This is a genomic window from Pantoea sp. (genome assembly GCF_039594315.1).
Lineage (GTDB): Bacteria > Pseudomonadota > Gammaproteobacteria > Enterobacterales > Enterobacteriaceae > Pantoea.
In genome coordinates this window covers 23,829-50,046 of sequence record NZ_JBCNNP010000019.1, presented here as the reverse complement: position 1 = coordinate 50,046, position 26,218 = coordinate 23,829, and the positions used below count along the sequence as shown (strand labels likewise).

Below are 26,218 nucleotides of genomic sequence, written 5' to 3'. Positions count from 1 at the left end.
TGCATCCAAAGGAATGAGCATGACAACCAGACAGGTTATAGGCATTGATCTCGGCACCACCAACAGTGCAGTTGCGTTGTGGTGCGAGGGAAAATCGCAGTTAGTTTCCAATCAAGCAGGTTCACTGTTAACGCCATCAGTGGTGGGGCTCGATGATGAAGGCAATCTCATTATCGGCCAGGCCGCACTCAATCGCATAAGTACCCATCCGCAGCTGACGCTGGCAAGTTTTAAACGTTTTATGGGCACAGAAGCCAAATTGTCGCTTGGCTCGCAGCTGTTTCGCGCGGAAGAACTCTCGGCAATGTTACTGCGTCAGCTAAAGCAGGATGCAGAAAACTGGCTGGGTGAGACGATTCATGATGCGGTGATAACCGTTCCGGCGTATTTCAACGATGTGCAGCGCCGTGCGGTTAAAACCGCAGGAACCCTTGCGGGGCTTAACGTTTTACGCTTGCTGAATGAACCAACAGCGGCTTCGCTGGCCTTTGGCTTGCTGGAAAACCGCGAACAAAAGTATCTGACCTTCGATTTAGGCGGCGGCACTTTTGATGTCTCGATCATTGATATGTTCGATGGCGTGGTGGAGGTGCGTGCGAGCAGTGGCGACGTGCAATTAGGCGGGGATGACTTCAGTGAAGCGATCTGCAAGTGGATGTTAGCGCAACATCCACTGCTGAAATCGGCATTACCGGCGGTAAAACCCAGTTTGCTGGCGCAGGCAGAGCAATTGAAACGTGGCTTAAGCCTGCAAAATGAAGCGAGCGCCGAGCTCGTGTGGCAAGGTGAAATCTGGCGCTGGACGTTAACTGAACAACAGTTCAGCGAATGTTGTCAGCCACTCATCGCTCGTTTGCAACAGCCGGTGATTCAGGCTTTGCACGATGCACGCTTTTCACTGCACGATCTCGATCATGTGCTATTAGTTGGCGGCGCGACGCGCATGCCGCTGGTGCGTCAGGCGGTTGCGCGTTTGTTTGGCCGCTTCCCTCGTCACGATCTTCATCCTGACGAAGCCGTAGCGATTGGTGCCGGTATTCAGGCTGGAATGGTGATGAAGGACGAAGCGGTGGAAGACATCATTCTCACCGACGTGATGCCGTTTTCACTCGGGATGGAGACGGTGAAACACAGCTACGGCCAAATGGAAGATGGGTTCTTTTTACCGTTGATCGAGCGCAATACCTTCCTTCCCGTCAGTCGCAGCCAAACTGTGCAGACGGTGGCGGATAACCAAAAGCATGTGCTGTTAAAGATCTATCAAGGCGAAGGTCGTCGCGTGAAGGACAATGTGTACCTCGGTGAACTGCATGTGGATGTGCCAGTGCGCAAAGCGGGCGAAGTGTCATTAGAGGTGCGCTTTACCTATACGTTGGACGGCTTGCTGGAAGTCGAGTGCCAACATGACGCAAGTTCAACGCCATCGCGATTGGTAATTGAAAAAGTCCCCGGCCAAATGAGCGCTGAACAAATCGCTGCCAGCTTAGAAAAGTTGAGCGGGTTGAAGCAGCATCCGCGCGATCGCCAGGAAAACCAGTCATTGCTGACGCGAGGCGCGCGCTTATATCAATTCCTGTTAGGTGAAGAGCGCGCGTGGATTGATAACGTGATCCATGCATTTGAACAGGCGCTAAATAGTCAGGATGAGCGGCGTATCGCTGATGTGCGGCAAAAAGTGATCGAAGCGTTTGCCCATTTTGATGAGGAGACGCCGCGATGAATGCCTGGCAAATTCTCGACATCGAACCAACACAGGACGAAGCGATCATCCGTCGCGCCTATTCGCGGCTGCTAAAAAAACATCGTCCGGATAGCGATCCTGAAGGTTACCAACGCTTACGAGAAGCGTTTGAACAAGCGAAGAGCAGCGCTGCCAGTGAGCAAATTGAGGAAGCTGAGCCGGAAGCTCACGCAGAATTCACCAGCGTCATCAGTGCTCAGCAAATGGATGCGTGGCTGGCAAGCGCAGATGAGCCGCAAGCCGATGGGCAGTTATCCGATTTCGCGTTTACGCTGACGCCGCTCTACACCGATGACGATCTCAATGAGCTGGCTGCGTTGCTGGTTGATGATGAAATGAAGGGCATCACATCGCTGAGAACGTTGTTCCAGTGCGTATCCAGCGCAGGGAATCTCCTGCAACAGCAGCAATTCCACAATGAATTGGCGGCTGCGTTGGCGGAACAAGCTGATCTCACCGACGGATTACTGCAACGGGTCAGCGATCAATTGGGTTGGGGATTAGACGATTATGACGTCCACCTCATTTCGCAACCCATGCAGCGCGCGCTGGAATGGCAAGTACGCAACACCGAACGCGAACAAGCCTGGAAAAAGCTCAATAACGAAACAGTAAACGGCAGTTTTCTACAGCGAAAAGCGGTGACGTTGCTGCTTAGCGATGGTGCGGAAATGCCTTTCTGGGCACGTTTGCTGCCAAATCTCGTCGCTACCATGTCGCAGCGTGTTAATGCGCTTTACGCCACTTTTCCTGAACTGATCGAACGCCTAAATCCGGCCATGCTGGCGTTCATTGGCTCCCAGCGGATTTGCTTAAACTGGCGCGGCATTTTCCTCGCGGTTTTCTGGGTAACGATGCTGAGTTTCCTGCTGCCGGGTGCTGTTGTGATGTCTGGCGCGGGTTGGATTGGCGTGACGCTGGTGCTGTTTTATTTGTATTTCAGCGACATGATTATGGTGGGGTTACAGCAACGAAAACGTTGGTTTAGTGCTTTTCTGATATTGGAATTTTGGTTTTCGTTGTTGCTTTTCTGCATCCTATTTCTGGCGATTTCCTTCGTGATTTTCGCGCACACACCGCCTCAAGGATTGTCGCGCTTATCCGGAATATTCATGTTTGGGATTTTAATTGCCGTGTCGACAGCTGTGTGGCCAAAAAATGTACCGGGACTTCGGCGCCCTGGCATTGCGATTAGCCATCTACTCAGTGCGCCGTGGCGATTGATGGAAACGCTGGAATTCAGTGTCATGTCCTATCCGCTGTTAGCGGTATTCAGCGGTTTTTGCTACATGCTTTTGCATGCTTTAGTGACGATACCTGATCATTACTTTTAATCGCCGCTAAATGCACAAAAGGCTGAATTTTCAGCCTTTTGTGCAATGTTGGTCATAACGACTCAACGCTCATCAAATGGCACGCCGCCTTTCGCCTTGTGATGCTTCGGCGTTTCAATGATGGAAACAGTCACTGAATTCGCATCGATCTCAAATGAATCGGCCACCGCAGCGGTAACGGCTTTCAGTAATTTCTTCTTCTGCTCAACGGTGCGGCCTTCCGCAGCATAGACAACGATTTCTGGCATCTCAGTCTCTCCTTCACAGTGAAATTTGGTTTTCAGCATACCTCAGGCCGTGTCCGCTGTGCAGCGTTAATCATTGCAAAATGAGAGACTTGGTAAACAGCATGACACTCAACGTTCTGGCGGTTGGCTATCACCGGCACCAAGTGAACGTTGCATCACTACAGTGTCGAGCCAGCGACCATGTTTGAATCCCACCGACTTCATCACGCCGGTATGTTCAAAACCCAGCGCACGATGTAATGCCAGCGAACCTTCATTCGCGCTATCGCCAACAATCGCAATGATTTGGCGAAAACCTGCCGCTTCCGCCAGCGCGATGGCTTTCTGCAATAAAGCACGACCAATGCCGCGACCAGTTTGTTGATGATCGAGATAGATCGAATCTTCGAGGGTAAAACGATAGGCATAGCGCGGGCGATACGGCGCTAAATAGCAATAACCCAGCACCTGATCATCTTCTTGGGCCACCAGCCAAAACCCGCCGCGCTGCTGTACATCTTGCACGCGGTTCTGCATTTCGCTGGTGGAAGGCGGTTCGGTCTCAAAGGTCGCGGTGCCATGCAAAACATGCCAAGCGTAAATCTGCTGAATAGCCGCCGCGTGATGCGGCCGCGCGGGAATAATATCCATATGTTCCTCTGTTTTGCCCAATAAAAACTACAGCATGCCACTACGCCACGTGCCAATCATCGGGTTTAACGATAGGAAATTGTTATGGCTGAATCACTAATTGCTTTTGAGACGGAACGTGTCGGCGGAATCATGATTAACTAGTACCTTGTACGATATTTTGCTGGAAAACAGTACGAGGTACGACTAAAGTGAGCATCAGCTATCTGGAGTTTATCGAAACACGCGTTTTCACTAAGGCGCGCAAAGTTCTTTTGGAAGACGATGAAGAATTTCATCAGTTGCAGTGTTTTTTACTCGATCATCATGATTTAGGGGACACCATCAGTCATACCGGTGGTTGTAAGAAGATTCGCTGGAGTCGCCCTGGCATGGGCAAGCAAGGCGGTACAAGAGTTATTTATTACTCAAGATTGTTATCGGGCAGGATTTACTTACTTCTTATTTACCCAAAGAACGTTAAGGATGACTTAAACCAAGATGAGAAGGCGCTTTTGAAAGTATTCACACGGCAGATCAACTTATAACTTTGCCACTGTCGGAACGAGGTGATGTATGGATAAGCAGTTATTTAATGATTTACTTGAAAGCATGCAGGAGATGGTCGCGATTGAAACAGGGCAAGAGATTCCTGATGCCAATCGGATTCATCGGCATGTACTCCCCGATGTGAAATTGATCAGAAAGAATGCGGGTCTCAAACAAGCCGAATTTGCTGATGCGATGGGCGTAAGTGTCGATTTGATCCGTAGTTGGGAGCAGCAACGGCGAAGCCCGACTGGGCCGGCGTTGAAGATGCTTTATTTGATTGAGCAGCAACCGCTGCTAATCAATGCGCTGCGCGCCATGTAGGGTCGCCATTCATGGCGACCGCTTAATTCTGCTCCGACAGTTGTACCGCCATGGTGTCTGGCTCCAGCGCTTCAAACACATGTGGTTCATCGGCGGGATAACAAATGTAATCGCCGGGATGTAATTCCACCGGCGAGTCGCTTGGGCCAACCAATGCGCGGCCACGCGCGATAATAATGTGTTCTACCGATCCCGGCGGATGCGGTTTGGATGCGCGCGGTGCGCCGGGTTGGCTAGTGACTAAATAGAGATCGCGACGGCCACCGGGCGGGCAGCTTGCCAGCAACGCGGCTTGGTAATCGGCCATTTCCGCTGAGACGATCATGCCTTCGCCGCGACGAATCACCTGCAAGCGTTTCACTTCCGGCTCCATCAAACGTGCGAAGGGAATATTCAACGCCACACACAGCGCCCACAAGGTTTCGAGGCTGGGATTACCGTTGCCTGCTTCAAGTTGCGACAGCGTCGATTTCGCAATGCCAGCGCGGCGCGCCACTTCCGTCAATGAAAGTCCCGCGCGTTGGCGTTCGCGCTGTAATCCGACAGAAATGATATCAATAGGCGTAGTCAAACCGGCTCCTGTTCTTTATATCGAACGTTTGTTCATCTTGTAAAACAACTCGGGTGCGTTCATTATAACGACTTTCTTGTTCGATATGAGATGAAATTGTGATGCGTCTGGGTGCAGTACCGCTTGATCGCGGCGTGATAAAAGCGATTTTCCTGGTGTGTTTGGCCGACGGCATCGTCGGTCTTTCGTATGGTTCGCTAGCGGCAGCCGAAGGATTTCCATTGTGGGTGCCGATTGCACTCTCGACCTTGGTGTTAGCAGGCGCCTCAGAATTTCTCTTTATCGGCATTGTGGCGGGCGGTGGCAGTCCGCTCACCGCAGCGGCGGCGGGCTTGCTGGTTAACGCGCGCCATCTTCCGTTTGGCATCGCGGTAAAAGATTTGGTAGGGAAGGGCGGACGCAGCCTGTTTGGCTGCCACATCATGAACGATGAAAGCGTAGTGTTCGGCATCTCTCAACCCAAACTGGCGCAACGCAAAGCCGCTTACTGGATTTGTGGTTTGGGCATTTTTGCCGTCTGGCCGTTAACCGTAATTGGCGGAGCGATGATCGGACGCTTTATTCCCGATGTCTCCGCCATAGGCCTGGATGCGGTGTTCCCAGCGATTTTGATTGCCTTGATATTCCCAGCGCTGCGCCAGAAACGCACCTTAATTCCCGCCTCGTTGGGCACTGCATTATCGGTGCTCGCCACGCCGTTTGTGCCCGCGGGCATGCCGGTGCTGTTCTCTTTATTAGGCTTACTGAGCTGGCGGGAGCGCAAAAATGCAAAATAACCTGATCATTGCTGGAATCGCGTTGCTGGCGGTCGGCACTTATGCGATCCGTTTCGCCGGTTATCGCCTTGGCAGCCGCATGCAGATGTCTGAAAAAGCACGCGCGATGTTATCCGATGCCGCGACGGTTTTATTGCTGGCGGTTGCGGTCACCACTGCGTTGTTTGAAGGCACTGATTTCGCCGGCGTGGCGCGCATTGTCGGCGTGCTGTTTGCGGTGTTCCTTGCCTGGCGACGCGCGCCGCTGATTGTGGTGATCATCGGCGCGGCTGTGATGACGGCGCTGTTGCGTTATTTAGGCGTTTCCTAAACGGTTTTGCTACTGTGTAGCATCACCGCTTACCCGCAAACAGGAACCGCTATGAAACCGCGTTTAGCTCGCTGCGATGAAACTGCTGTCTTATGGAAAATCCGCAATCTCGCCATTCGTCATGGCTGCCAATCTGTTTATTCTGCCGAGATTATTGCTGCCTGGACGCCTGATGCGTTGCCCAATGGCTATTTCGAAGCGGTGAAACACAATCCGTTCTTCGTGGTAGACGATCCCGAATATGGCGTGGCTGCCACCGGTTTTCTCGATCTGCACAGCGGCAGTGTAGAAGCGATCTTTACGTTGCCCGCGTGCAACGGCAAAGGTTACGCCAGCGCGATTATGCAGGCGATTATCGATGAAGCGCGCCAGCGCGGTTTTCGCAAACTGACGCTTGCCGCCACGCCCAATGCTTGTGGTTTTTATCTGCGTCACGGCTTTAGCGTGGTGCGTGAAGCGTTGTATCCATCGGCGTTAGCGAAAGCCGATCTGGCCTGCGTCGAGATGGTACGCGAGCTATGATGATATGAGTGCAAACAACAAGGACAGTGAGAATATGGTGATTAACTGCGTAGCGTATCGTCACGGTAAACGTGAAGAGCATGTTGATGTGGCGGACATTAGTGAGGTATTGAAAGAAGAAAAGTCGTTCGTGTGGATGGGATTGTATCAGCCTGAACCGGCCTTTATGCAGACCTTGCAGCAAGAGTTCAGTTTGCATGAACTGGCGATCGAAGATGCTTTGGTCGCGCATCAGCGTCCTAAAATCGAGCAATATGGTGATTCAGTCTTCATCGTGGTGAAAACCGCGCACATGGATGATCAACAACGTATTAGTTTTGGCGAAACTCACTTCTTCCTTGGCAAAAACTTTCTTATTACCGTGCGCCACGGTTCAGCAGAAGGCTATGCGGCGATTCGCGCTAAAGCGGAAAAAAATCATGCTTTGCTGTGTGAAGGACCGGGTTACGCGCTTTATTGCATCCTCGATTTCATCGTCGATAACTACAGCAAAATCACCGAATCGATGAACGGACGTATTGGCAACCTTGAAGAAGGCATGTTCACCACGCGCTTTGATAATGCTGCGTTGCAGGATGTTTACCACTTGCGGCGTGAGCTGCTGGCGCTGCGCAACGCGGCGTTGCCGGTAACGGAGATTTGCCAACAACTGGTGCGTTTTCACGACGATATCATTCCCAAAAATCTACGCGCCTATTTGCGCGATGTGCAGGATCATGCCCATCACGTGATGATTGATGCCGAAGACATGCGCGAAATGCTCACCAGCGCGATGCAGGTCAATCTGGCGTTGGTTTCGGTGCAGCAGAGCGAAGTGAACAAAAAGCTCGCTGGTTGGGGGGCAATCCTAATCGTGCCGACCATCATATTCAGCATGTATGGCATGAACTTCCCGGATATGCCCGAGTTGCATACTCACTTTGGTTATCCTGCGGTGTTAGTGGTTACTGTGGTGATTTGCGGCGTGATGTGGTCGCGGCTGAAAAAAGCCGGTTGGCTTTAGCGCCTGGCTGATTTTTATTCAGACTTTTTTGTTATCACTGCGAGCCGATTGGCTTCGCAGTGTCAGCGTTCTTCCTCCAGGTAAACCTTCCCCGACAAAAACACCAAGATGAATCAAACCGCGGCATGGCGAGCTGATTATTCATCTCAATGTCACTGAACTGACATATTGCTGCATTTTCCATCATCAACTTTTCCTATTACAAACTCGATTTAAATACAACATATCCCACATTAACCACATTTGCTGGTCTTGATTCGGGCAACAAGCCTTGCCACTATCATTCCACAGTCAAGCTAAAAAGCAGGATGTGGCGATGTCGGTTGAACACGAATTACCGCAGGAAATGCCCGATGTGCTGAGCGCGGCACAGCAAATTCGTTCGGGCGAACTCAGCAGCGAAGCCTTGGTGGCAAGTTGCCTGAAAAATATCAAAACCCACAATCCCACATTTAATGCGTTTGGCGATGTTTATGATCAACAAGCATTAGAAGAGGCGCGTCGCTGCGATGCGGAACGTCAGCAAGGTCAACTACGCGGCCCGTTGCATGGCGTGCCATTTGGCATCAAGGATCTGTTCTCCACTGCCGGATTGCGCACCACCAAAGGTTCGCTGACCTCGCTGGATAACGTGCCAGATAGCGATGCGCCGATCATCGCGCGGCTCAAGCAAGCGGGCGCCATCATCATTGGCAAAACCGCCACCACCGAATTTGGCTGGACCGGTTCGAGCTATTCGCGCGTTTTTGGTCACGGTCGCAATCCGTGGGATCCGGCGCTAACCAGCGGCGGCTCCAGTTCAGGATCGGCAATTAGCGTCGCGGCGCGCATGGTGCCAGCGGCGTTGGGATCGGACGGCGGCGGATCGGTGCGCATTCCCGGCGCGTTCTGCGGCATCTTTGCGCTCAAAGCCTCGCTGGGTCGCATCCCAACCTGGCCGTGGTCAGCGACCGAAATGCTCAGTCATGCCGGGCCGATGACGCGCACCGTACGCGATAGCGCGCTGCTGTTCGATCTGCTCTCTGGCCCCGACGCCCGCGATCATCAAGCGCTGCCGGCCAAAACCGAATCCTGGCTGGAACGCTGCGATGCGCCACTTGCGCCGCTGCGCGTGCATTACAGCCCAACGCTGTTTAACACGCCGGTGGACCAGCGCATTGCCGCATGCGTTGAGCAGGCAGTCGAGCAGATCGCACATGCCTTGCCGGTGATGCTGACGGCAAAACCGCTGACGTGGCCATCGCCATTCGACACGTTCGATACCTTGTGGAGCGGCGGGCGCGGCGTGGCGTACGGCGCAGCATTAAAGCAGCAGTTGGACCAACTCGATCCTGGCTTCGCCGCGTTAATCGAACGGGCGCAGCGTCTGGACTTAGCCGATTACCTCACGGCGCAAAAACAGCGTGCGGCATTTGCCAATCAGGTACATGCGCTGTTCGACGAAGTAGATTTACTGATTACGCCAACGCTGCCAATTCTGCCGTTTGCTGCCGATCGCCAAGTACCGGAATCGCAGCCAACAGGCGACAGCGGCGTAGAGTGGGCGCGCTGGACGCCGTTTACCTGGCCGTTTAATTTGAGTGGCAACCCAGCGGCGACCATTCCGTGCGGCTTTACACCAGAAGGTTTGCCGGTGGGATTACAGGTGATTGGCCGACGTTACGCCGAAGGCGATGTGCTGCAATTCTGCGCCGCGCTGGAAGCCTTAATGCCGTGGGATCAACATCGCCCGCCAAATTCGTAGGGTCGCCATTTAGGGTGACCGAAAATAAGGACAAACATGATCAATCAGCCGCGCCTCGATGAGATCAAAAGGATTCTGAGTCACGACAAACGGGTACGCGTCAACGAACTGGCGCAAACCTTCGTGGTGTCGGAAGAGACGATTCGCCGGGATTTGAAGTATCTCGAAGAACAAGGCGTGTTGAGACGCGTGCACGGCGGCGCCATCTTGCCGGTCGCCAGTGAAGAACAGCCGCTGCAAATTCGCAGCCGCATCAAACCGCGCGCCAAAGTACGCATTGGACAGTTAGCCAGCGAGCTGGTGGAGGAGGGCATGGCGCTGTTCCTTGATACCGGCACCTCAACGCTGGCGCTGGCACAGCAGTTAACGCGCTTTTCGCGCTTGAAGATTATTACCAATTCGATGGATATCGCCGCGTTGTTAACACAACAAAGCGAGAACGCTGTGACGCTAACACCAGGGCGCGTTCGGCGAAATGATAACGCACTGATTGGCCCCCATACGCTGGAGTTTGCCCGGCAGTTCCATTACGACATCGCTTTTATGGGCATTGGCGCAGTGGATCGGGAAAACGGGTTTATGGACTACGAAGAGCCGGAGGCGTTATTGCGGCGCGTGCTGAGCACGCACTGCCGTCAGAGTGTGATTCTGGCGGATGAAGGCAAATTTGGACTGCGAACGTTTGTGAATACGCTGCCGTTCAGCGCGGTTGACACCTTAGTGACCAATGCGCTTCCCGCGGCAGCTTTTGTAGCGAGTCTGGAGAATGCCCATGTCAACATCCTCCATCCCGGCAACGCCGCGGATGACACCACAAGATTATCAGGCGTTTGATGACCTGTTCGCACTGAGCAGCAGCATCGGCGCGACGCAAGCGGGTGGCTTACATCGTCTCACCGCGTCGGCCGCCGATAAGCAGATGCGCGATGCGTTTTGCAGCTGGCTAGCGCAGCAGGGTTTCAGCATTCGCATTGATGAGATTGGCAATATTTTTGGTTTGATGACGTTGCGCGAAGGTGCGCCGTGGATTCTGTGCGGTTCACATCTCGATAGCCAACCGTTGGGAGGACGCTTTGACGGCGCGTATGGCGTAACCGGCGCGGCTGCCACTATCGCCGCATTGGTACGTCAGTTAAAAGAATTACCTGAGGCAGCGCAACGTAATCTGGCGGTGGTGAACTGGACCAATGAAGAGGGCGCGCGTTTCCAGCCCAGCTTAACCGGCAGTTCGGTGTTTACTGGCGCGATGACATTAGCGCAAGCGTTGGCGTGTGAAGATAGCGATGGTGTGACTTTGCAAAGTGCATTGCACAGCATTGGCTATTGCGGCGAAACCTTACCGGCGTTGCCGCTGGCGGCTTACCTCGAACTGCACGTCGAGCAAGGGCCGCATCTCGAGCAGCAGAGCATGCAAATCGGCGTGGTGACTGAAACCTGGGCGGCGCTGAAGTGGCAAGTGACGTTTCGCGGTGAGCAAAATCATACCGGGCCTGCATTAATGCCGCGCCGCCGCGATGCGCTTTTGGCGGCAGCGCAAACCATCGTTGCGGTGCGCGCAGCAGCTGAACGCTACGGCGAAGTGCTGCACACCTCGGTTGGCCGTCTCGAAACCGCACCGAATTCACCCAACGTGGTGACGCGTGAAGCCACGGTATTTATCGAATTTAGGTCGGCTGATGAAGCGCTGTTGCAGCAACTGCGCGACAGCTTCAGCCAGCAGTTGCTGGAGATCGCCCAGCAAACCGCAACAGATGTCAGCCTTGATCGCGCCCAGTTGCGGCCACGCCAGCAATTGCATCACGGCTTAAGTCAGTTGGCGCTGGCGCAGGCACACAAGCTGGGATTGAGCGCCATGCCGATGCGCACCGTGGCAGGCCACGATGCCATCAGCCTGAGTTATGTCTGCCCGAGCGCGCTGCTGTTTGTGCCGAGCGTGAATGGCTTGTCGCATAACGAACAGGAATTTACCGCCGAGCAGGATCTGCATCGCGGTTTGGATCTGCTAATGGCGCTGTTAAGTGAACTCTGTTTGTCTCCGTACGCGTTGGAGGAAACATCATGATCAGCCGTTTACAACAGGCTTTGGCGCGCTGGCAACCGGAGCAGCAATTTGAGGTTCAGGCGGGTACTGCTGGCGTGGCTTCACCGCATCGTCTAGCCACCGAATGGGCCGGTTTTCATCTTGCCGCTGCGGGCGTGCGCTACTTCGCCAAAGTGTTATTCGACGATCAACAAGCATTGATCGATTTTACTCGCAGCGCGGAAATCAGCCGTCAGGCGGGCGAATTAGGCATTGCGCCCTCGCTGCTGCATGTTGATGCGGAATTAAACGTGCTGATCTTCGCCGCGCTGGATGCCGATTATCGCTGGGCGAAGCTGGAAACCTTCCGCGATCCGCAACACTTCGGCGCATTAACGCGCACGCTGGATAAATTGCATCAATCAGGCTTGCCGTTGCCTGTGCAAACTCGCCAGCACGATATGTTGCATCTGCGTCAGCAAATCGCGCTGCACGATGTAAAGTTGCCCGACGAACTGCATTGGCTGGGCGAATGTGTCGATTTAGCCTGGCAAGCGTTGAACAGCGCGCCGTTTGAACCGGTGCTGATCCACGGCGACAACATTGCCAGCAACTGGATGATCAACAGCCACGGCGATTGGCAAATGCTGGATTTCGATTACGCCGCGCAAGGCGATGCCTGGCACGATATCGCCACTCTGATTCATGAACAATTGCCAACGGACGATCGCTGGCGTGATGCGATTCGCGCATGGCGCGGCACTTGCAGCGAAGCCGACGTGGCGCGTTGCCGCTTGTATGCGCTGGTGGACGATTATCACTGGACGCTGTGGGGCATGCTGAATGGCTGCACCAGCCTGCGCGGTTTGGAATTTGCCAAGCTGGGACAGTGGATGCTGCTGCGCTGCCGTCAAAGTGCCAGCGATGCGCGATTTGAACGATGGTTAAGCCTGACTGCGGAGGCGTCACGATGAGCAAAATGCCAGGAGAAGCACAAAGCGTGCAGGAACAGCGCGTCGAACAAGCGATTGCCGCGATGTCTGCGTGGCAGGGCAGAGCAGTGCGTTATCGTCCGGTGAGCGGCGGCATTTCCAATGCCAACTGGCATGTGGCGGTTGAAGGTGCGCCCTGTGATTACTTCGTCAAAGTTCCCGGCGCAGGCACTGAGCGCTTTATCAATCGCGATACCGCACACGAAGCCAGCCTTAAAGCAGCAGAAACCGGTTACGGCGTACCGGTAGTGGCCTATCTGCGCGAGCTGGGCGTGGAAGTGTTCGAGTTCATTGATGGCTGGCGTGCGTCATCGAATCTTGATTTCCAGCAGCAGGCGATTCGTCATCGCGCGTTGCACGGGCTGAAAAGCTTTAACGATCAACCGTTGTTGCAGCAGAGCAAAACCGTGTTCAACATGCTGAATGAACACATTCAGCAAGTCACGGCATTGAAGGTGCCGTTCTCAGCGGATGCGGCGTGGCTGCACAAACAGGCACAGCGCGCACAGCGAGCATTGGAAGCGGCCGGGCTGGATTTGGTGCCGTGCATGAACGATACCCTCGCCGGTAATTTTATGCTCAACGCCGACAACGATATTCGGCTGGTGGATTTTGAATATGCCTCGAATAACGATCGTTGTTATGAATTAGCTTTGTGGTTTGGCGAAATGTTTTTCACGCCGCAAATTGAATTGGAATTATTAGAGGATTATTTCGGCAAGGTGGATAACGCATTATTTGCGCGCGTACAAATTCATAAATATCTCGCCGATATGAAGTGGTCAACGTGGGCGATTATTCAACATAACGTCGCCGATATTGATTTTGATTTTTCTAAATATGGCGCATGGAAGAATTTACGCGCCCGCAGCGTATTAAATCATCCCGATTGGGAAAATTGGCTGCGCGCAGTGTAATGGGCCAAGGCCACGTCATACCCGCGTTCGTAGGGTCGCCATTTATGGTGACCGCAAAAATTAACACGTAAATACTGATGTTTTACCACCGGGGAGAGGCTGTTTTTCAGCAGGTAATGGAGTGCGCATACCATAATTAAACGTTGAGGAAATCGCTATGAGTTCGATGGTCATCGGGCAACAACTGCGCGCCCGCATTAGCATTAAAAATAAAATATTTTCCATATACCTGCTGGCGTTATTACTGCTAGCGCTCTGTCCGCCACTTTATTTAAGCGTAAGTGGCAGCAGCGCACTATTTCTGGGGATTCCACTACCGATTATTTACTGGCTGGCTATCGCCGTATTTCTCGGTATTGGATTGTGGGTGATGTACCTCGCGGAGTGTGCATTTGGTGAAATTCCGCAAGATGAGGAAGTATCATGAAAATTAGCGCAGCAGAACCGCATTACTTAATTACCTTTGGCATGATTGGACTGTTTCTGGCGATCATGATCGCCGTGCTGTACGCCACCAATCGCAAAAGCACCTCGTTTTCTGATTATGCGGTTGGCGGACGTTCTTACGGTCCGTGGTACATCGCTATGAGTTACACCAACTCTTGGTGGCCGGGCGCAACCTTCACTGCGTTCTTTGCTTTATCGGTCAGCGGCGTGATTGGTTTTTATGGCGCGGTCTATTCCACGCTGGGCGTCACCGCGATGTATTTAATGGCGCGCCGGGCGTGGAAATGGGGCCAGCACTTCAACCTCACCACGCAACCCGATCTGTTGGGCATGCGCTTTAACAGCCCGGCAGTGAAACGCGTGGCGTCGATCATCGGCATCATCTGCGTATTCCCGTGGGTGGTGATGGGGATTCAGGCGTTGGCGCTGTTGGTGGAGTTCGCCAGCTTTGGTCGCTGGGGCGTCACCACATGCTTGATCGCGGGTGTGCTGTTGATTCTGGTACGCCAATATTGGACGGTCAGCATGGGCATGCGTGGGCTGATCATGACCGACATGTATCAGGGCATCATCGCTTACGGCCTTGGCGCGTTGGTTTGCGTGATCTTGCTGTTCACCGGCGATCACGGCTATGGACAACTCGCTACGCTGCCACCGGCAATGCTGCAAATCCCAGGCGCAGAAGGCTCGCATTATGGTCCGTGGTACATGTTCAGCCTGATTTTCACTGGCGTGATCGGTTCGATGTGTTGGCCGATGAGTTTCCAGCGCATCTACACCGCCAGCGGCATTCGTGCGGTGAAGAAGGGCACATTGTTGACCATCCTGCTGGTCGGCGGTTTCTATGCCATCCTGATGTTGTTCGCCACCGCCGTGAGCCAGGACGCCAATGTGCAAGCCAATCCACAAAACGGTTTCTTTACCGCGCTGTTTGATCAAGGCGGCCCGTGGTTGCTGGCGATTGCGCTGGTGATCGTTTTGGCAGCGAGTATCGGACACGTCGATGGTTGTGTGCAGGTGTGTGGCACGCAGTTCGCCAATGACCTCGCGACCTGGAACAAACCGCGTAGCGACCGTCAGTTAACGGTGTTAGCGAAATCGGGCATGGTGGTGTTTATCGTCGCGGCGGCACTGTTGGCGTACTTCACTTTCAACTATTCACGACTGCAATTGTTGGCGCAGATCTCGTATCAAGGCATCATTCAGTTAGCGGTGCCGCTGTTCTTCGGCATCTTCAGCCGCTTTGGCAATAAGCAGGGCGCGCTGATGGGCATGATGACCGGCATTGTGATCGCCATCGTGCTGACGGTGTTCTATCCGGACGACATCCCGGCGCTGGGATCGCTCACCAGCGGCATTGTTGGATTGGCGGGTAACGTTGCCGTATTCGTGGTGTGCGGTTTACTGATTCCAGTGGACGCTAAAGAGAAAGAGCGCGTCGAAGCTTTGTTCGCACTGGCTGATGGCGTGAAACAACCAGCGGCGAAACCGATTCTGAATTAATTCGTTGCGTTCAAATTAGAAGCAAGGCCATGATAACGCTCTGATTGCTGCTGGAGCTTATCATGGCCGCTACCTCGCCACTGAATATCGGTTTTCTGCTGTTTCCCAACCTGACGCAACTCGATCTCACCGGCCCGTGGGAAGTATTTGCCCGCATGCCCAACGTCAACAATTACCTGATTTGGAAAAATCGCCAACCGGTGATGTCGGATCGGGGTATGGCGATCGTACCCACCATGACGTTCAACGAATGTCCTCAACTCGATTTAATTTGTATTCCCGGCGGCCCCGGACAGATTGCGTTGATGGACGACGTTGAAACTCTGGATTTTATACGCCGCATGGCGGAAAACGCGCAATGGGTAACATCGGTGTGTACCGGCTCTTTGGTTTTAGGTGCGGCGGGATTGTTGCAGGGATATCGTGCGACGTCGCATTGGGGATCGTTAGATCAATTGAGTTTGCTGGGCGCTACGCCGGTTGCCGAACGCGTGGTGCGCGACCGCAATCGCATCACCGGCGCGGGCGTGACATCGGGGATCGATTTTGCCTTGACCGTGGCTGAAACATTGTTTGGTCGCGACGTGGCGGAAAATATCCAATTGCAGATGGAATATGATCCCGCTCCGCCATTCAATTCAGGTTCTCCGCGCAGCGCGTCGGCAGAACGTTTAGTCCAGGCAAAACTGCAAATGCATGACTTTATCGCCCGGCGACGTTTAGCCACTGAAATGGCCGCAGAACGGCTTAAACGCTGAAGATCTCCCGCCAAAGAGCTGGCGATTTCAGCCTGAAATCGCCAGCTTTTACCACATCAATGTCCGCTGGCCGTCGGGCGCACGGTGATTTCATTGACATCCACTTCGCCAGGCTGATCGATGGCCCAACAGACGGCTTTAGCAATCGCTTCTGGCTTGAGTGCGATCTGGCGATAACTCTTCATCGCATCGCGCGCCACACTGTCGCTGATGGTGTCGGCGAGTTCCGATTCCACCACGCCAGGATTGATCACCGTAACGCGTAGCTGGCGCGATTCCTGACGCAATCCATCCGAAATGGCGCGCACCGCAAACTTGGTGGCGCAATACACGGCGGCGGTGGGCGAAACGGCTAATGCGCCAATCGAGGCGATATTAATGATGTGGCCGCATTGCTGTGTTTGCATGGTCGGTAACACCGCTGCGATGCCGTACAGCACGCCACGGACGTTGACGTCCAGCATCAAATCCCACTCATCCACTTTCAGCGAACTCATTGGCGACAGCGGCATCACACCTGCGTTGTTGATCATCACATCAATGCGACCATATTTCTCCAGCGCAAAATCAGCCAGCTGTTGCGTATCGGTTCTACGTGTTACGTCGGTGGCAAGATAATCCACCTCCGCGCCGTTAAAGCGCAGTTCATCACGCAGCGCTGCAAGGCGATCGGTGCGGCGCGCGCCCAGTACCAATTTGTGGCCTTCAGTCGCCAGTAAACGGGCAATGCCTTCGCCGATGCCGCTGCTGGCGCCAGTTAAAATAATCACTTTGCTTGCGGTAGACATAATTAATTCCTCGTTGAGTTGACGAGGCTATTGTTGATGTTTGTCGAAAAACGCAACAGACCGGATTGTGGCGCATGATTGCCTGATCCTCTCGCCGTAGTTGTGCGGATTTCATTATCAAGGCTATGCTTTGCCTGAATCTCTCTGGGAACGTCATCATGCCGCAAACCGTGCAACAACGAACCTGCGCGTTACTCAGTCAACTGGCGCGTCAGGAAGGCTATACCGAATCATTGCTCGATAGCGTGCGCTTCATGCGAGCCGATCGCCAATGGGCCCGCACGCCGGTGCTGTACGAGCCGAGCATCATCATTATTTGTCAGGGTTCAAAACGCGCTTTCCTCGCCGACAAAATGTATCGCTACGATGCGCAACACTATTTGGTGTTATCGGTGCCGTTGCCGTTTTCCGCCGAAACAGAAGCAACCTCGGAAGAACCGTTGCTGGGAATCGCCGTGCGTTTGGATGCCACCATGGTGGCGCGGCTGGTGGCGCAACTGGTTAATGTAGAAACGGCGTTGCCGCCAGCTGGGATTATCTCCACGCCGGTTAATGAAACCTTGGCCGAAAGTACGCTGCGTTTACTGGAAGCGTTGAGCGATCCGCTGGAAGCCAAAGTGTTGGGGCCAGCGCGCGTAGAGGAGATCTGTTTTCGTGTATTGATGGGCGAGCAGGGCGGAGCGGTGCGGGCGGCGTTAACCTATCAAGGCCATTTTGGTCGTATCGCGCGAGCGTTACAGCGCATTCATGCTGACTGGCGCTTACCGTTAGATGTACCGCATTTGGCGAATGAAGCCGGTATGAGCGTGCCGCGTTTTCATTTGCACTTCAAAACCGTCACGCAAACCTCGCCGATCCAATATCTCAAATCGTTACGGTTGCATCAGGCACGTTTAATGATGATTCGCGATAATCTCACTGCCGCCGGAGCGGCGGCACGCGTGGGCTATGAAAGCGATTCGCAGTTTAATCGTGAGTTCAAACGGATGTTTGGTCGCAGTCCTGCGGAAGAGGCGCGAGTGATGAAGCGAGCGTTTGAGTTATTACCGCCGGAGCAATTATCCGGCCAATTACAGGCGCATTAACTTAGCGAATGCCCATTACGGCAACGATCAGCAAGATCCAAAATGCGGCACAGCCTGCGAACATCAACTGCCAAACCTGGTGGCGTTCAGTGGTGAACAGCGCAGAGATACGAGTACGTAAAATCGTTTGCATAGTAACCTCAAGTCAAAATGTTTAAAGGGAGTTCACTGAGCGAAGTAAGAAAGTGCTGTCAGTGGAATGCGAACATTCTGACGATTTGAGGGGTTGTAATCGACAAGACCGGTCTTGTTTTTTCGTTTAAAAAATAAACATTACAAACAATAAAGCTAAGCGTGGCACTGATTTACGCTTAGCTCTCAGGTAGGAAATTTCCGTTACACGCTGCGTGTGACGCCGCCATCGACGCGAATATTCTGGGCGGTGATGTAGGCTGCGCCCGGTGAAGCCAGGAAGGCGATGGTGGCCGCGACTTCCTCTGCTGTGCCGTAACGTTGTAGCGGCACGCTGTCACGACGCTGATCGGTTTTCGGCAAACTATCGATCCAGCCAGGCAACACGTTATTGATGCGAATGTTATCGGCGGCGTAGGTATCGGCGAAGATTTTACTGAACGACGCTAAACCGGCGCGAAACACCGCTGACGTTGGGAACATATCGGTCGGTTCGAAAGTCCACGCCGAAGAGATATTGATGATGCTGCCGCCACCTTGCTTTTGCATGATGGGTGTCACCAGACGCGTGGCACGAATCACGTTCAACAAATAGGTTTCCATACCAAGCTGCCACTGTTCATCGCTCAATTCGAGAATCGGCGCGCGCGGGCCGTGACCCGCACTGTTGACCAACACATCAATACGGCCCCAGCGCGCCATCGTTTGATCAACCAGGTTCTGCAAATCTGCGACCGACTGATTTGAACCCGTCACGCCCAATCCGCCCAAACGTTGCGCTAACGCTTCGCCTTTGCCGGAAGAAGAGAGGATCGCCACTTTGTAGCCTTCGCTGGCTAACTTCTCTGCCGCTGCTGCGCCCATTCCGCTGCCACCAGCAACGATTACTGCGACTTTTTCTACTGTCATTTTGTGCATTCCTTATCAATTACATTCGATTTGAACCAGTATAAAAGGTAATTTCAGGTGCAGAGAGTCAGTCTGTTTGCTAATTGACAGTAGGAAAACTACAGGATGAGCCAAAGATTTAACGATCTGCCGCCACTCAATGCGTTGAAGGTGTTTGAAGCGGTCACGCGCCATCTCAACTTCCGGTTGGCGGCCGAAGAATTGGGAGTAACGCAAGGCGCGGTAGCGCAGCAAATCCGCGGATTGGAAGCCAGCCTCGGGCTGAAACTGTTTGAACGTTTGCCGCGTACTTTGGCGTTGACCGGCGCAGGTGCGGGCTATGCGGTGAGTGTTCGCCAGGCGTTTGAATTGATCGATGAAGCCACGCGCACGCTGCGCCCGGAGCCGAACCGTTTAACGCTCAGCGTCACGCCCACCTTTGCCAGCCGCTGGATGCTGCCGCGTTTACCCAGTTTCACCGCCGCATGGCCGGATATTGATCTGCGCGTGCTGGCTTCTGAGCGTTTGGTGCAGTTTCATCATGAAGGTGTCGATTTAGCGGTGCGTTACGGGCGGCCGCCGTTTGGCGTGGGATTGGATGCGACCTTGCTGTTCAGTCAGTCGCTGTTGGCGGTGGTCAGCCCAACATTATTGGCAGAACACGGCGATCCGCGCGATGAGGCACACTGCCAGCGCTACGCCTTGCTCCACGATGGACATCATCTGTGGCCGGCGTTTCTCTCTTTTATCTTCCCAGGTCAGTCGATGCATCATCCGCATCATTTGCGCTTTAACCAAACAGCGCTGGCGCTGGAAGCGGCGATCAGCGGGCAAGGCATGGCGCTCACCAGCCCGCATTTTGTGCAGAACGATCTCGCCAGCGGGCGTTTAGTTCCGGCGTTTACACAGCAGATGGAAGTGGATGCTGGATGGTATTTGGTTTGGCCGCGCCGTCCGCGTGAGCCAGCAGCAGTGATCGCCGTACGTGATTGGCTAATGTGCCAGGTTTCGTAGGGTCGCCATTTATGGTGACCGCCATTTTTGGCATCAATAAATCTGATGATCCACCGTGGATCATGAATGTTATAACTGCCTAACGATGCAGAACTGGCTTTTTATCCTGCCCAGGCAGTGAATTAGAAAATTCTTGCGAAAATTCAGCAAGTAACCAAAAGGATTGCGCGTTGCAATCTGCTGGATGCTGTGAATAAATACGGAGTCAATTTTAATAAAAATGCCATAAAGGCCAGGCTCTGCCTGAGAAAGATCATTGCAAACATGACCGATCATAAAGATGTTTTAGCCAGGGACATCAGCGCCAAAAGTGAAAGCCTGCAAGCGCACCTCATCGCCATTCGCCGTGACATTCACGCGCATCCGGAGCTGGGTTTTGACACCGTTCGTACCGCCAATATCGTTGAGCAAGAGTTGCTGCGTTTAGGTTTGACGCCAAAAACCGGCGTCGGTCGCACCGGCGTGATGGTGGATATTGTCGGCGATCATCCGGGTAAAACCGTGCTGTTGCGCGCTGACATGGATGCGCTGCCAATTCATGAACAAACCGGCTTGCCGTTCAGCAGCCAATATCCCGGCAAAATGCACGCCTGCGGCCACGATATTCACACGGCAACGCTGCTCGGCGTGGCAGCGATTGTGCCGCACTATCGCGCGCAACTGCATGGCACGCTGCGCCTGATTTTCCAGCCAGCCGAAGAAACCCCTGAAAGCGGTGCCGAAGCGATGATTGCCGATGGCGCGGCGGACGGCGTTGATCTCGCCATTACGCTGCACAACAAACCTGAGCTGGCGGCAGGAGAGGTTGCCCTGACACGCGGCGCTAGCACCGCATCGAGCGATGATTTTGATGTGATTGTGCACGGCAAATCGGCCCATGCGGCGCGCCCGCACATGGGCGTCGATCCGATTATTGCCGCGGTGAATTTGATCAATCAGCTGCAAACCATTATTTCACGCGAGCTGGATCCAGCTGATTCGGCGGTGCTAACCATCGGCCATATTCATGGCGGCAGCACGCACAACATCATTTCTGACAGTTGCCTGATCCAGGGCACGGTGCGTACCAAATCGCCTGACGTCCGCAAGCTGATCGAAGCGGCGTTTAAGCGGATTTGCGCGGGCGTAGCGCTGTCATTGAACACGCGTATTGAGGTTAATTATCAACTTGGCGTGCCGCCGCTGATGAACGACGACGCGCTGATCGATGCGCTGGAACCGATTTTGTCGCATCAATTTGGTAAAGCGATTATCGCCAAACCCAGCGCCAGTTTTGGTGCCGAAGATTTCTCGCTGTTTACCGAACGCGCGCCGGGTTGCCAAATCCACATTGGTTCCGGCACGCCGGGCCGCGACGACCATTTGCACAACTCGGATTATCAACCCGACGAACGCAGTATCGATGCTGGCACGCAGGCGCTTGCCCGCATAGCCATTGATTTACTCTCTTAAAATAACGAACTCTGAGGTTTCATGATGATGCGTAAAGCACTGTTTGCGGCTGGTTTATTACTGGCTTCTTCCGCTCTGGTTCAGGCAAAAGATTTTGGTACGCTGAAATTCGCCACCGAAGCGGCTTATCCTCCGTTTAACCAATCCACGCCAAACGGCAAAATTGTCGGTTATGAGCCGGATATGGTGGCTGAAATCGCTAAGCGTGCCGGTTTCAAATACGAAATCGTGGCGCAGAAATGGTCGGGGCTGATTCCCGGTTTAGTCGACGGCAAATACGACGCGGTGATTGATGCGGTCACCGTTACGCCTAAACGTGAGGAAGTGGTGGATTTCTCGCGCCAGTACACCGTGAGCGTTTCTGGTTTCGTCACGTTGAAAAAGAGCGCGGTGGATACGTTGCCGGGCGATGGCGAAGTGGTGCAGGTAGCGAATGACGCTGACATGAGCAAAGCCATTGACGCACTGAAAGAGAAATTCAAAGGCAAAACCATTGCCGTGCAGGTAGCCACCATTCAGGCCGACTTCCTGAACAAATATCTGGCCGATGTTGCCACCATCCGCACTTATCAAGCCGGTCCAGAAACCTTCGCGGATTTGCTGAATGGCCGCGTGGATGCGGTTATGGCCTCGCGCACCAACCTCAATGCTTACGTGAAAAAGCATGCGGATAGCGTTAACAGCACCGGCTACGGTTTCTCCGGCGGCGTGTTGGGCCAGGGTTCGGCAATCGCGGTGCAGAAGAACAATCCTGAGCTGAAAGCGGCGCTGGATAACGCGATCAATTCCATGATCAAAGATGGCACGCTGAAGCAACTGTCGGAAAAATGGTTCGGCGAAAACGTCGCGCCTGCGGAGTAATGCTGGACGCTTATGGCTATTGATTGGCAACTTTTAGGTTTTGGTGATGAAGGCTGGGGCGGCGTGTTGTTGAATGCCGCCACGGTCACCGTCACGGTTTCATTGTGTGCATGGCTGCTGGGCGCGGTGCTCGGCAGCGTATTGTGTTGGATGCAAATTGGCGGCGCGCGCTGGCAACAGCGCCTCGCTAATGGCTACATCACGCTGTTTCGCGGCGTGCCGGAGCTGTTGGTGATCTACCTGTTTTACTTTGGTGGACGCCAGGTGGTTTCGTCTGTTGGCGAAGCGCTGGGTTTGCAAGGTCCGTTCGATGTGAACGGCTTTGTTGCTGGGGCGATAGCCATTGGCCTGATTTCGGGCGCGTATCAAAGCAGCGTGTTCCGTGGTGCATTTTACGCGATCCCCAAAGGCACGCTGGAAGCCGCAACGGTGACCGGCATGGGCCGCCTGATGCTGTTCCGTCGCATGATTGTGCCGCAAGCGCTGAAAACCGCGCTGCCGGGCATGGGCAATCAGTGGCAATCGGTGATCAAGGAGTCGGCGCTGGTTTCGGTCACCGGTTTGGTGGAAACCATGAACCAGATTTCTACCGCCTCGAACTCAACGCAAATGCCGTTCTTTTTCTACAGCGTTGGCGCGGTGATCTACCTGATCATCACCACCTGTTCCGATTTTGTTTTCCGCTATGTGGAAAAAGTGGCCATGCGCGGGCAACAACGCGCGCGGTTGTAAGGAGCCACGATGGATATCACTTTTCTGCAACACACCTTGTCGGCATTGCTGCGCGGCTTGCCGCTGACGCTTAATCTCGCGCTGTTATCGCTGCTGGGCGGCGGCGTGCTGGCGTTGCTGCTGAATCTGTTACGGCAAAATCGTGTTGGCAGCTATGTCACCCGTTTCTACGTTTGGGTATTTCGCGGTACGCCGCTACTGATTCAGATTTTCATGATTTATTACGGTCTCGGCAGCTTGCCCGCGGTGCGTGAAAGCGTGCTGTGGCCGCTGCTGCGCGATCCGTACTGGTGCGGGTTGATTGCGTTGATCCTCAACGACGCGGCGTATACCTCAGAAATTTTGCGCGGTGGCCTTAATGCCGTCAGCGTGCAGTCGCTGGAAGCCGCCAAGGTCAGCGGCATGTCGCGCTTCACCACGCTGCGCCGCATTACGCTGCCGCTGGCGGTGCGACAGGCGCTACCGGCGTACAGCAATGAAATCATCTCGATGATCAAAGCCACTTCGCTGGTCAGCACCATCAGCTTGATGGAAATGACCGGCATCGCCGATTCGATTGTTTCCGAAACCTTCCGCGCGCTGGAGGTGTTTATCAGCGCGGCGATTATCTATCTGCTGCTGACCGTGTTGGTGAGTAAAGCGGTGGCGCTGCTGGAGCGTCGTTTATCCCCTTATCACGTTGGAGCACGTTCATGAGTAAACCCACTATCGCCCTGAGCCACCTCAGAAAAAGTTATAGCGGGCATGAAGTGCTGCACGACATCAGCCTGACGGCGCAGGATGGCGATGTGATTTCACTGATCGGCGCCAGCGGCTCGGGCAAAAGTACCTTGCTGCGCTGCATTCCGTTTTTGGAAGTGCCGCAGGGCGGGGAAATTACCGTCGGCGATGAAGTGGTGACGATTGATAATCCTGATGAAAAGCTCAGCCGCGAACAACAACGCCGTATCAAATTGATGCGTATGCAACTGGGTTTCGTGTTCCAGAGTTTCAATTTGTGGCCGCACAAAACCGTGCTGCAAAACATCATCGAAGCGCCGGTTCACGTGCAAAAGCGCAGCAGCAAGGAGGCGGTTGAAGAGGCGGAAGCGCTGTTGCACAAAGTCGGGCTTTACGAGAAGCGTAACGCGTGGCCGTCGCAGCTTTCAGGCGGACAGCAACAGCGTGTGGCGATTGCGCGCGCGCTGGCGCAGCAGCCGAAAGCGATTCTGTTTGATGAACCGACGTCGGCGCTTGATCCTGAATTGGTCGGCGAAGTGTTGCGCGTTATCCGCAGCCTGGCGGAGGAGGGGCGCACCATGATTATCGTCACCCATGAAATGGGCTTCGCGCGCGACGTTTCAAACAAAGCGGTGTTCTTGCATCAGGGCAAAGTTGAGGAAGCGGGTTCGCCGCAGCAAGTGTTTAGCGATCCGATCTCGGACCGTTGTCGCGCCTTTGTTAGCAGTCACTTGCAGCGCAACAGCTAACCAGATTAGTGCTAATGGTTTTCCCGGCTAAATTGTGGAAAAATCGCCCTCCCCGAACGGAGGGTTTTTTTCACTGTAGAGCGATGGAAAACGATGCCGCACACTTACCGCCCATGGATGAAAAGGTATTGGCTGGTCTGGCTACTGTTAACGCTTGCCACCTTGTTAGCGTTATTTGCTGATCAAATTTTACAGCAGCAACAGGCGAGCGAAGCCAACTTTCACGAGCAATTTAATCGCATCGCCACTTACCAAACGCAGAACGAAACCCTGCTGCCGCTGCTTTCCGGTGATGAAGATCTGCTGACGCTGCAAGGCAAATTCCCGCAACTGGTGATGCTGGAGCGCACGGTAAATCGTCCGCTCACCGCGCCGCGTTTTGAAGAAGTCAGCGGCGGCCGTTACTGGCTTTACAATCCTTATCGCCAAATTCGCATGCTGGTGGATCTGCATTTTGCGCTGCAAAGCGCTGACGTTGCGCTGGCGCTGGCTTTTCATATCCACGCGCCGCCAGCAATTCAGTCGGCGGCCTATTCTGAAAATGCGCGCTGGCAATGGCAGCGCCCCTTTATCAATCACTATCAACCGTTTTTACTTAAGGGCAGCGCCGATCCCGATTGGCGTGCGCTGCATGTGCTGCCGTTCGTGCTGGCGTTAGTGGTGTGGCTAGTGATCGGCGTGCTCGGCTGGTGGTTGCTGCTGCACTGGCGGCGACATGTCGAGATGCGGCTGCGTGCCGACTATTTCCAACGCACGCGGCGTGAAGACCTCGGCGAGTTCACCGCGGGTATCATCCACGAAATCAATCAGCCGTTGACCGCCATTAACACCTGGTTGCACAGCAGCCAGTTACTGTTGAAGCAGGGCAAGCACGAGAATTTGCCGCAGGCGCTGAATGCCATGAGCCTGCAAACCGAGCGGCTTGCCGGCTTGCTCCAGCGTTTTCGCGATATTGTCAGCGAGCGTCCGGTGGCGATGAGCGCCGTCAGCCCGGAAGTTGTGTGGCGACGCGTCACGGTGCTGCTGCAACAGGAACTGGATGATGGTGATATTGAACTGCGGCAGCAATTTCAGCATGACCAGGCGCAGGTGTTGAGCGATCCACAATGGCTGGAACAGGTGTTCCATAACGTGCTGCAAAACGCCATTCACATGCAGCAAGGACGGCCCGATGCGTGGGTGAAAATTGCCTCAGAACACGTGCCGCACGGCATCAAAATCATCATTAGCGATAACGGCCCAGGCTTTACTGCGGAAGGATTAGCGCAGGCCTGCATGCCGTTTTACAGCTCGCGCGCCAACAGCATGGGATTAGGCATGACCTTGGTCGAGAGCTTGATGTTACGCATGAACGGCCAGCTGCGGCTGGCAAACCGCGCGGCAGGTGGCGCGGAAATCACCTTAATTTTCCAACTGGCGGAGTAACGGA

At 54.1% G+C, this 26,218-nt stretch carries 30 protein-coding genes; 24 read left to right on the top strand and 6 right to left on the bottom strand.

Features of this window, described 5'->3' with window-relative positions; translation table 11 throughout:
• Window positions 1–19: 19 nt before the first annotated feature.
• Together ABDW13_RS13150 and ABDW13_RS13145 are read left to right on the top strand one after the other, a co-directional pair.
• Entirely contained in the window at window positions 20–1,720 is a 1,701-nt protein-coding gene (locus ABDW13_RS13150; protein ID WP_343553002.1) for a molecular chaperone HscC, read from the top strand.
• Entirely contained in the window at window positions 1,717–3,075 is a 1,359-nt protein-coding gene (locus tag ABDW13_RS13145; RefSeq protein ID WP_343553001.1) for a J domain-containing protein, read from the top strand. The genes ABDW13_RS13150 and ABDW13_RS13145 overlap by 4 nt, the downstream gene beginning before the upstream one ends.
• A gap of 62 nt (window positions 3,076–3,137) precedes the next feature.
• Here the strand turns inward: ABDW13_RS13145 and ABDW13_RS13140 are convergent, their stop codons facing one another.
• Both ABDW13_RS13140 and ABDW13_RS13135 read right to left on the bottom strand, forming a co-directional pair.
• Window positions 3,138–3,323, bottom strand: coding sequence for a tautomerase family protein (locus ABDW13_RS13140; RefSeq protein ID WP_343553000.1), 186 nt, complete (start codon window positions 3,321–3,323; stop codon window positions 3,138–3,140).
• Between the two features lie 108 nt (window positions 3,324–3,431).
• Window positions 3,432–3,953: an N-acetyltransferase family protein gene (locus tag ABDW13_RS13135; protein ID WP_343552999.1), complete on the bottom strand. Its 522-nt coding sequence runs from the start codon at window positions 3,951–3,953 to the stop codon at window positions 3,432–3,434.
• Between the two features lie 197 nt (window positions 3,954–4,150).
• On the opposite strand from ABDW13_RS13135, the gene ABDW13_RS13130 reads away from it, so the two are divergent.
• Window positions 4,151–4,480 (top strand): type II toxin-antitoxin system RelE/ParE family toxin, encoded by a 330-nt coding sequence (locus ABDW13_RS13130; protein ID WP_343553021.1) that lies wholly within the window; start codon window positions 4,151–4,153, stop codon window positions 4,478–4,480.
• 28 nt (window positions 4,481–4,508) lie between these two features.
• Window positions 4,509–4,805, top strand: a complete 297-nt coding sequence (gene nadS, locus ABDW13_RS13125) for a NadS family protein (protein ID WP_343552998.1) — start codon at window positions 4,509–4,511, stop codon at window positions 4,803–4,805.
• A gap of 22 nt (window positions 4,806–4,827) precedes the next feature.
• Here nadS and ABDW13_RS13120 read toward each other — a convergent pair whose 3' ends face one another.
• Window positions 4,828–5,376: an XRE family transcriptional regulator gene (locus tag ABDW13_RS13120; protein ID WP_343552997.1), complete on the bottom strand. Its 549-nt coding sequence runs from the start codon at window positions 5,374–5,376 to the stop codon at window positions 4,828–4,830.
• A 101-nt stretch (window positions 5,377–5,477) separates the two neighbouring features.
• Here ABDW13_RS13120 and ABDW13_RS13115 point away from each other — a divergent pair, with 101 nt between their 5' ends.
• The 12 genes from ABDW13_RS13115 to ABDW13_RS13060 all read left to right on the top strand — a co-directional run bounded on the left by ABDW13_RS13115 (window position 5,478) and on the right by ABDW13_RS13060 (window position 16,368).
• On the top strand, window positions 5,478–6,152 hold the full coding sequence (locus ABDW13_RS13115) for an AzlC family ABC transporter permease (protein ID WP_343552996.1): 675 nt from the start codon (window positions 5,478–5,480) through the stop codon (window positions 6,150–6,152).
• Entirely contained in the window at window positions 6,142–6,462 is a 321-nt protein-coding gene (locus ABDW13_RS13110) for an AzlD domain-containing protein (protein ID WP_343552995.1), read from the top strand. Before ABDW13_RS13115 ends, ABDW13_RS13110 begins: the two co-directional genes overlap by 11 nt.
• 51 nt (window positions 6,463–6,513) lie before the next feature.
• Window positions 6,514–6,984, top strand: a complete 471-nt coding sequence (locus tag ABDW13_RS13105; protein ID WP_343552994.1) for a GNAT family N-acetyltransferase — start codon at window positions 6,514–6,516, stop codon at window positions 6,982–6,984.
• Window positions 6,985–7,018: 34 nt separating this feature from the next.
• Complete coding sequence (gene corA, locus ABDW13_RS13100) at window positions 7,019–7,987, top strand: magnesium/cobalt transporter CorA (protein WP_343553020.1); 969 nt, start codon at window positions 7,019–7,021, stop codon at window positions 7,985–7,987.
• Between the two features lie 316 nt (window positions 7,988–8,303).
• A complete protein-coding gene (locus ABDW13_RS13095) occupies window positions 8,304–9,731 on the top strand; it encodes an amidase family protein (protein ID WP_343552993.1) in 1,428 nt (475 codons plus the stop codon).
• Window positions 9,732–9,767: 36 nt separating this feature from the next.
• The gene (locus ABDW13_RS13090; RefSeq protein ID WP_343552992.1) at window positions 9,768–10,565 is read left to right on the top strand and encodes a DeoR/GlpR family DNA-binding transcription regulator; all 798 of its coding nucleotides are present in this window, start codon (window positions 9,768–9,770) and stop codon (window positions 10,563–10,565) included.
• Window positions 10,504–11,793, top strand: a complete 1,290-nt coding sequence (locus ABDW13_RS13085) for a M20 family metallo-hydrolase (protein WP_343552991.1) — start codon at window positions 10,504–10,506, stop codon at window positions 11,791–11,793. Before ABDW13_RS13090 ends, ABDW13_RS13085 begins: the two co-directional genes overlap by 62 nt.
• The gene (locus ABDW13_RS13080) at window positions 11,790–12,725 is read left to right on the top strand and encodes a phosphotransferase (RefSeq protein WP_343552990.1); all 936 of its coding nucleotides are present in this window, start codon (window positions 11,790–11,792) and stop codon (window positions 12,723–12,725) included. Before ABDW13_RS13085 ends, ABDW13_RS13080 begins: the two co-directional genes overlap by 4 nt.
• Window positions 12,722–13,660 (top strand): choline kinase family protein, encoded by a 939-nt coding sequence (locus tag ABDW13_RS13075; RefSeq protein WP_343552989.1) that lies wholly within the window; start codon window positions 12,722–12,724, stop codon window positions 13,658–13,660. Before ABDW13_RS13080 ends, ABDW13_RS13075 begins: the two co-directional genes overlap by 4 nt.
• Window positions 13,661–13,817: 157 nt before the next feature.
• Window positions 13,818–14,087 (top strand): hypothetical protein, encoded by a 270-nt coding sequence (locus ABDW13_RS13070; protein ID WP_343552988.1) that lies wholly within the window; start codon window positions 13,818–13,820, stop codon window positions 14,085–14,087.
• Window positions 14,084–15,610 carry a sodium:solute symporter family protein gene (locus ABDW13_RS13065; protein WP_343552987.1) on the top strand — a complete coding sequence of 509 codons (1,527 nt, stop codon included), beginning with the start codon at window positions 14,084–14,086 and terminating at the stop codon, window positions 15,608–15,610. The genes ABDW13_RS13070 and ABDW13_RS13065 overlap by 4 nt, the downstream gene beginning before the upstream one ends.
• 62 nt (window positions 15,611–15,672) lie before the next feature.
• Window positions 15,673–16,368, top strand: coding sequence for a DJ-1/PfpI family protein (locus tag ABDW13_RS13060; RefSeq protein WP_343552985.1), 696 nt, complete (start codon window positions 15,673–15,675; stop codon window positions 16,366–16,368).
• 56 nt (window positions 16,369–16,424) lie between these two features.
• Here the strand turns inward: ABDW13_RS13060 and ABDW13_RS13055 are convergent, their stop codons facing one another.
• Window positions 16,425–17,156: an SDR family oxidoreductase gene (locus ABDW13_RS13055; RefSeq protein ID WP_343552984.1), complete on the bottom strand. Its 732-nt coding sequence runs from the start codon at window positions 17,154–17,156 to the stop codon at window positions 16,425–16,427.
• A 158-nt stretch (window positions 17,157–17,314) separates the two neighbouring features.
• On the opposite strand from ABDW13_RS13055, the gene ABDW13_RS13050 reads away from it, so the two are divergent.
• Window positions 17,315–18,241 (top strand): AraC family transcriptional regulator, encoded by a 927-nt coding sequence (locus tag ABDW13_RS13050; RefSeq protein ID WP_343552983.1) that lies wholly within the window; start codon window positions 17,315–17,317, stop codon window positions 18,239–18,241.
• 1 nt (window position 18,242) lies between these two features.
• Here ABDW13_RS13050 and ABDW13_RS13045 read toward each other — a convergent pair whose 3' ends face one another.
• Both ABDW13_RS13045 and ABDW13_RS13040 read right to left on the bottom strand, forming a co-directional pair.
• Window positions 18,243–18,374, bottom strand: a complete 132-nt coding sequence (locus ABDW13_RS13045) for a hypothetical protein (RefSeq protein ID WP_343552982.1) — start codon at window positions 18,372–18,374, stop codon at window positions 18,243–18,245.
• 203 nt (window positions 18,375–18,577) lie between these two features.
• Entirely contained in the window at window positions 18,578–19,282 is a 705-nt protein-coding gene (locus ABDW13_RS13040) for an SDR family oxidoreductase (protein WP_343552981.1), read from the bottom strand.
• A gap of 105 nt (window positions 19,283–19,387) precedes the next feature.
• Here ABDW13_RS13040 and ABDW13_RS13035 point away from each other — a divergent pair, with 105 nt between their 5' ends.
• The 7 genes from ABDW13_RS13035 to ABDW13_RS13005 all read left to right on the top strand — a co-directional run bounded on the left by ABDW13_RS13035 (window position 19,388) and on the right by ABDW13_RS13005 (window position 26,214).
• On the top strand, window positions 19,388–20,275 hold the full coding sequence (locus ABDW13_RS13035; RefSeq protein ID WP_343552980.1) for a LysR substrate-binding domain-containing protein: 888 nt from the start codon (window positions 19,388–19,390) through the stop codon (window positions 20,273–20,275).
• A 264-nt stretch (window positions 20,276–20,539) separates the two neighbouring features.
• A complete protein-coding gene (locus tag ABDW13_RS13030; RefSeq protein WP_343552979.1) occupies window positions 20,540–21,727 on the top strand; it encodes a M20 family metallopeptidase in 1,188 nt (395 codons plus the stop codon).
• Between the two features lie 24 nt (window positions 21,728–21,751).
• Window positions 21,752–22,588, top strand: coding sequence for a transporter substrate-binding domain-containing protein (locus ABDW13_RS13025; protein ID WP_343552978.1), 837 nt, complete (start codon window positions 21,752–21,754; stop codon window positions 22,586–22,588).
• Between the two features lie 12 nt (window positions 22,589–22,600).
• Window positions 22,601–23,320, top strand: coding sequence for an ABC transporter permease subunit (locus ABDW13_RS13020; RefSeq protein ID WP_343552977.1), 720 nt, complete (start codon window positions 22,601–22,603; stop codon window positions 23,318–23,320).
• A 9-nt stretch (window positions 23,321–23,329) separates the two neighbouring features.
• A complete protein-coding gene (locus tag ABDW13_RS13015; RefSeq protein ID WP_343552976.1) occupies window positions 23,330–24,016 on the top strand; it encodes an ABC transporter permease subunit in 687 nt (228 codons plus the stop codon).
• Window positions 24,013–24,789, top strand: a complete 777-nt coding sequence (locus ABDW13_RS13010; protein ID WP_343552975.1) for an ATP-binding cassette domain-containing protein — start codon at window positions 24,013–24,015, stop codon at window positions 24,787–24,789. The genes ABDW13_RS13015 and ABDW13_RS13010 overlap by 4 nt, the downstream gene beginning before the upstream one ends.
• A gap of 93 nt (window positions 24,790–24,882) precedes the next feature.
• Window positions 24,883–26,214, top strand: a complete 1,332-nt coding sequence (locus ABDW13_RS13005) for an ATP-binding protein (protein ID WP_343552974.1) — start codon at window positions 24,883–24,885, stop codon at window positions 26,212–26,214.
• Window positions 26,215–26,218: the final 4 nt, after the last annotated feature.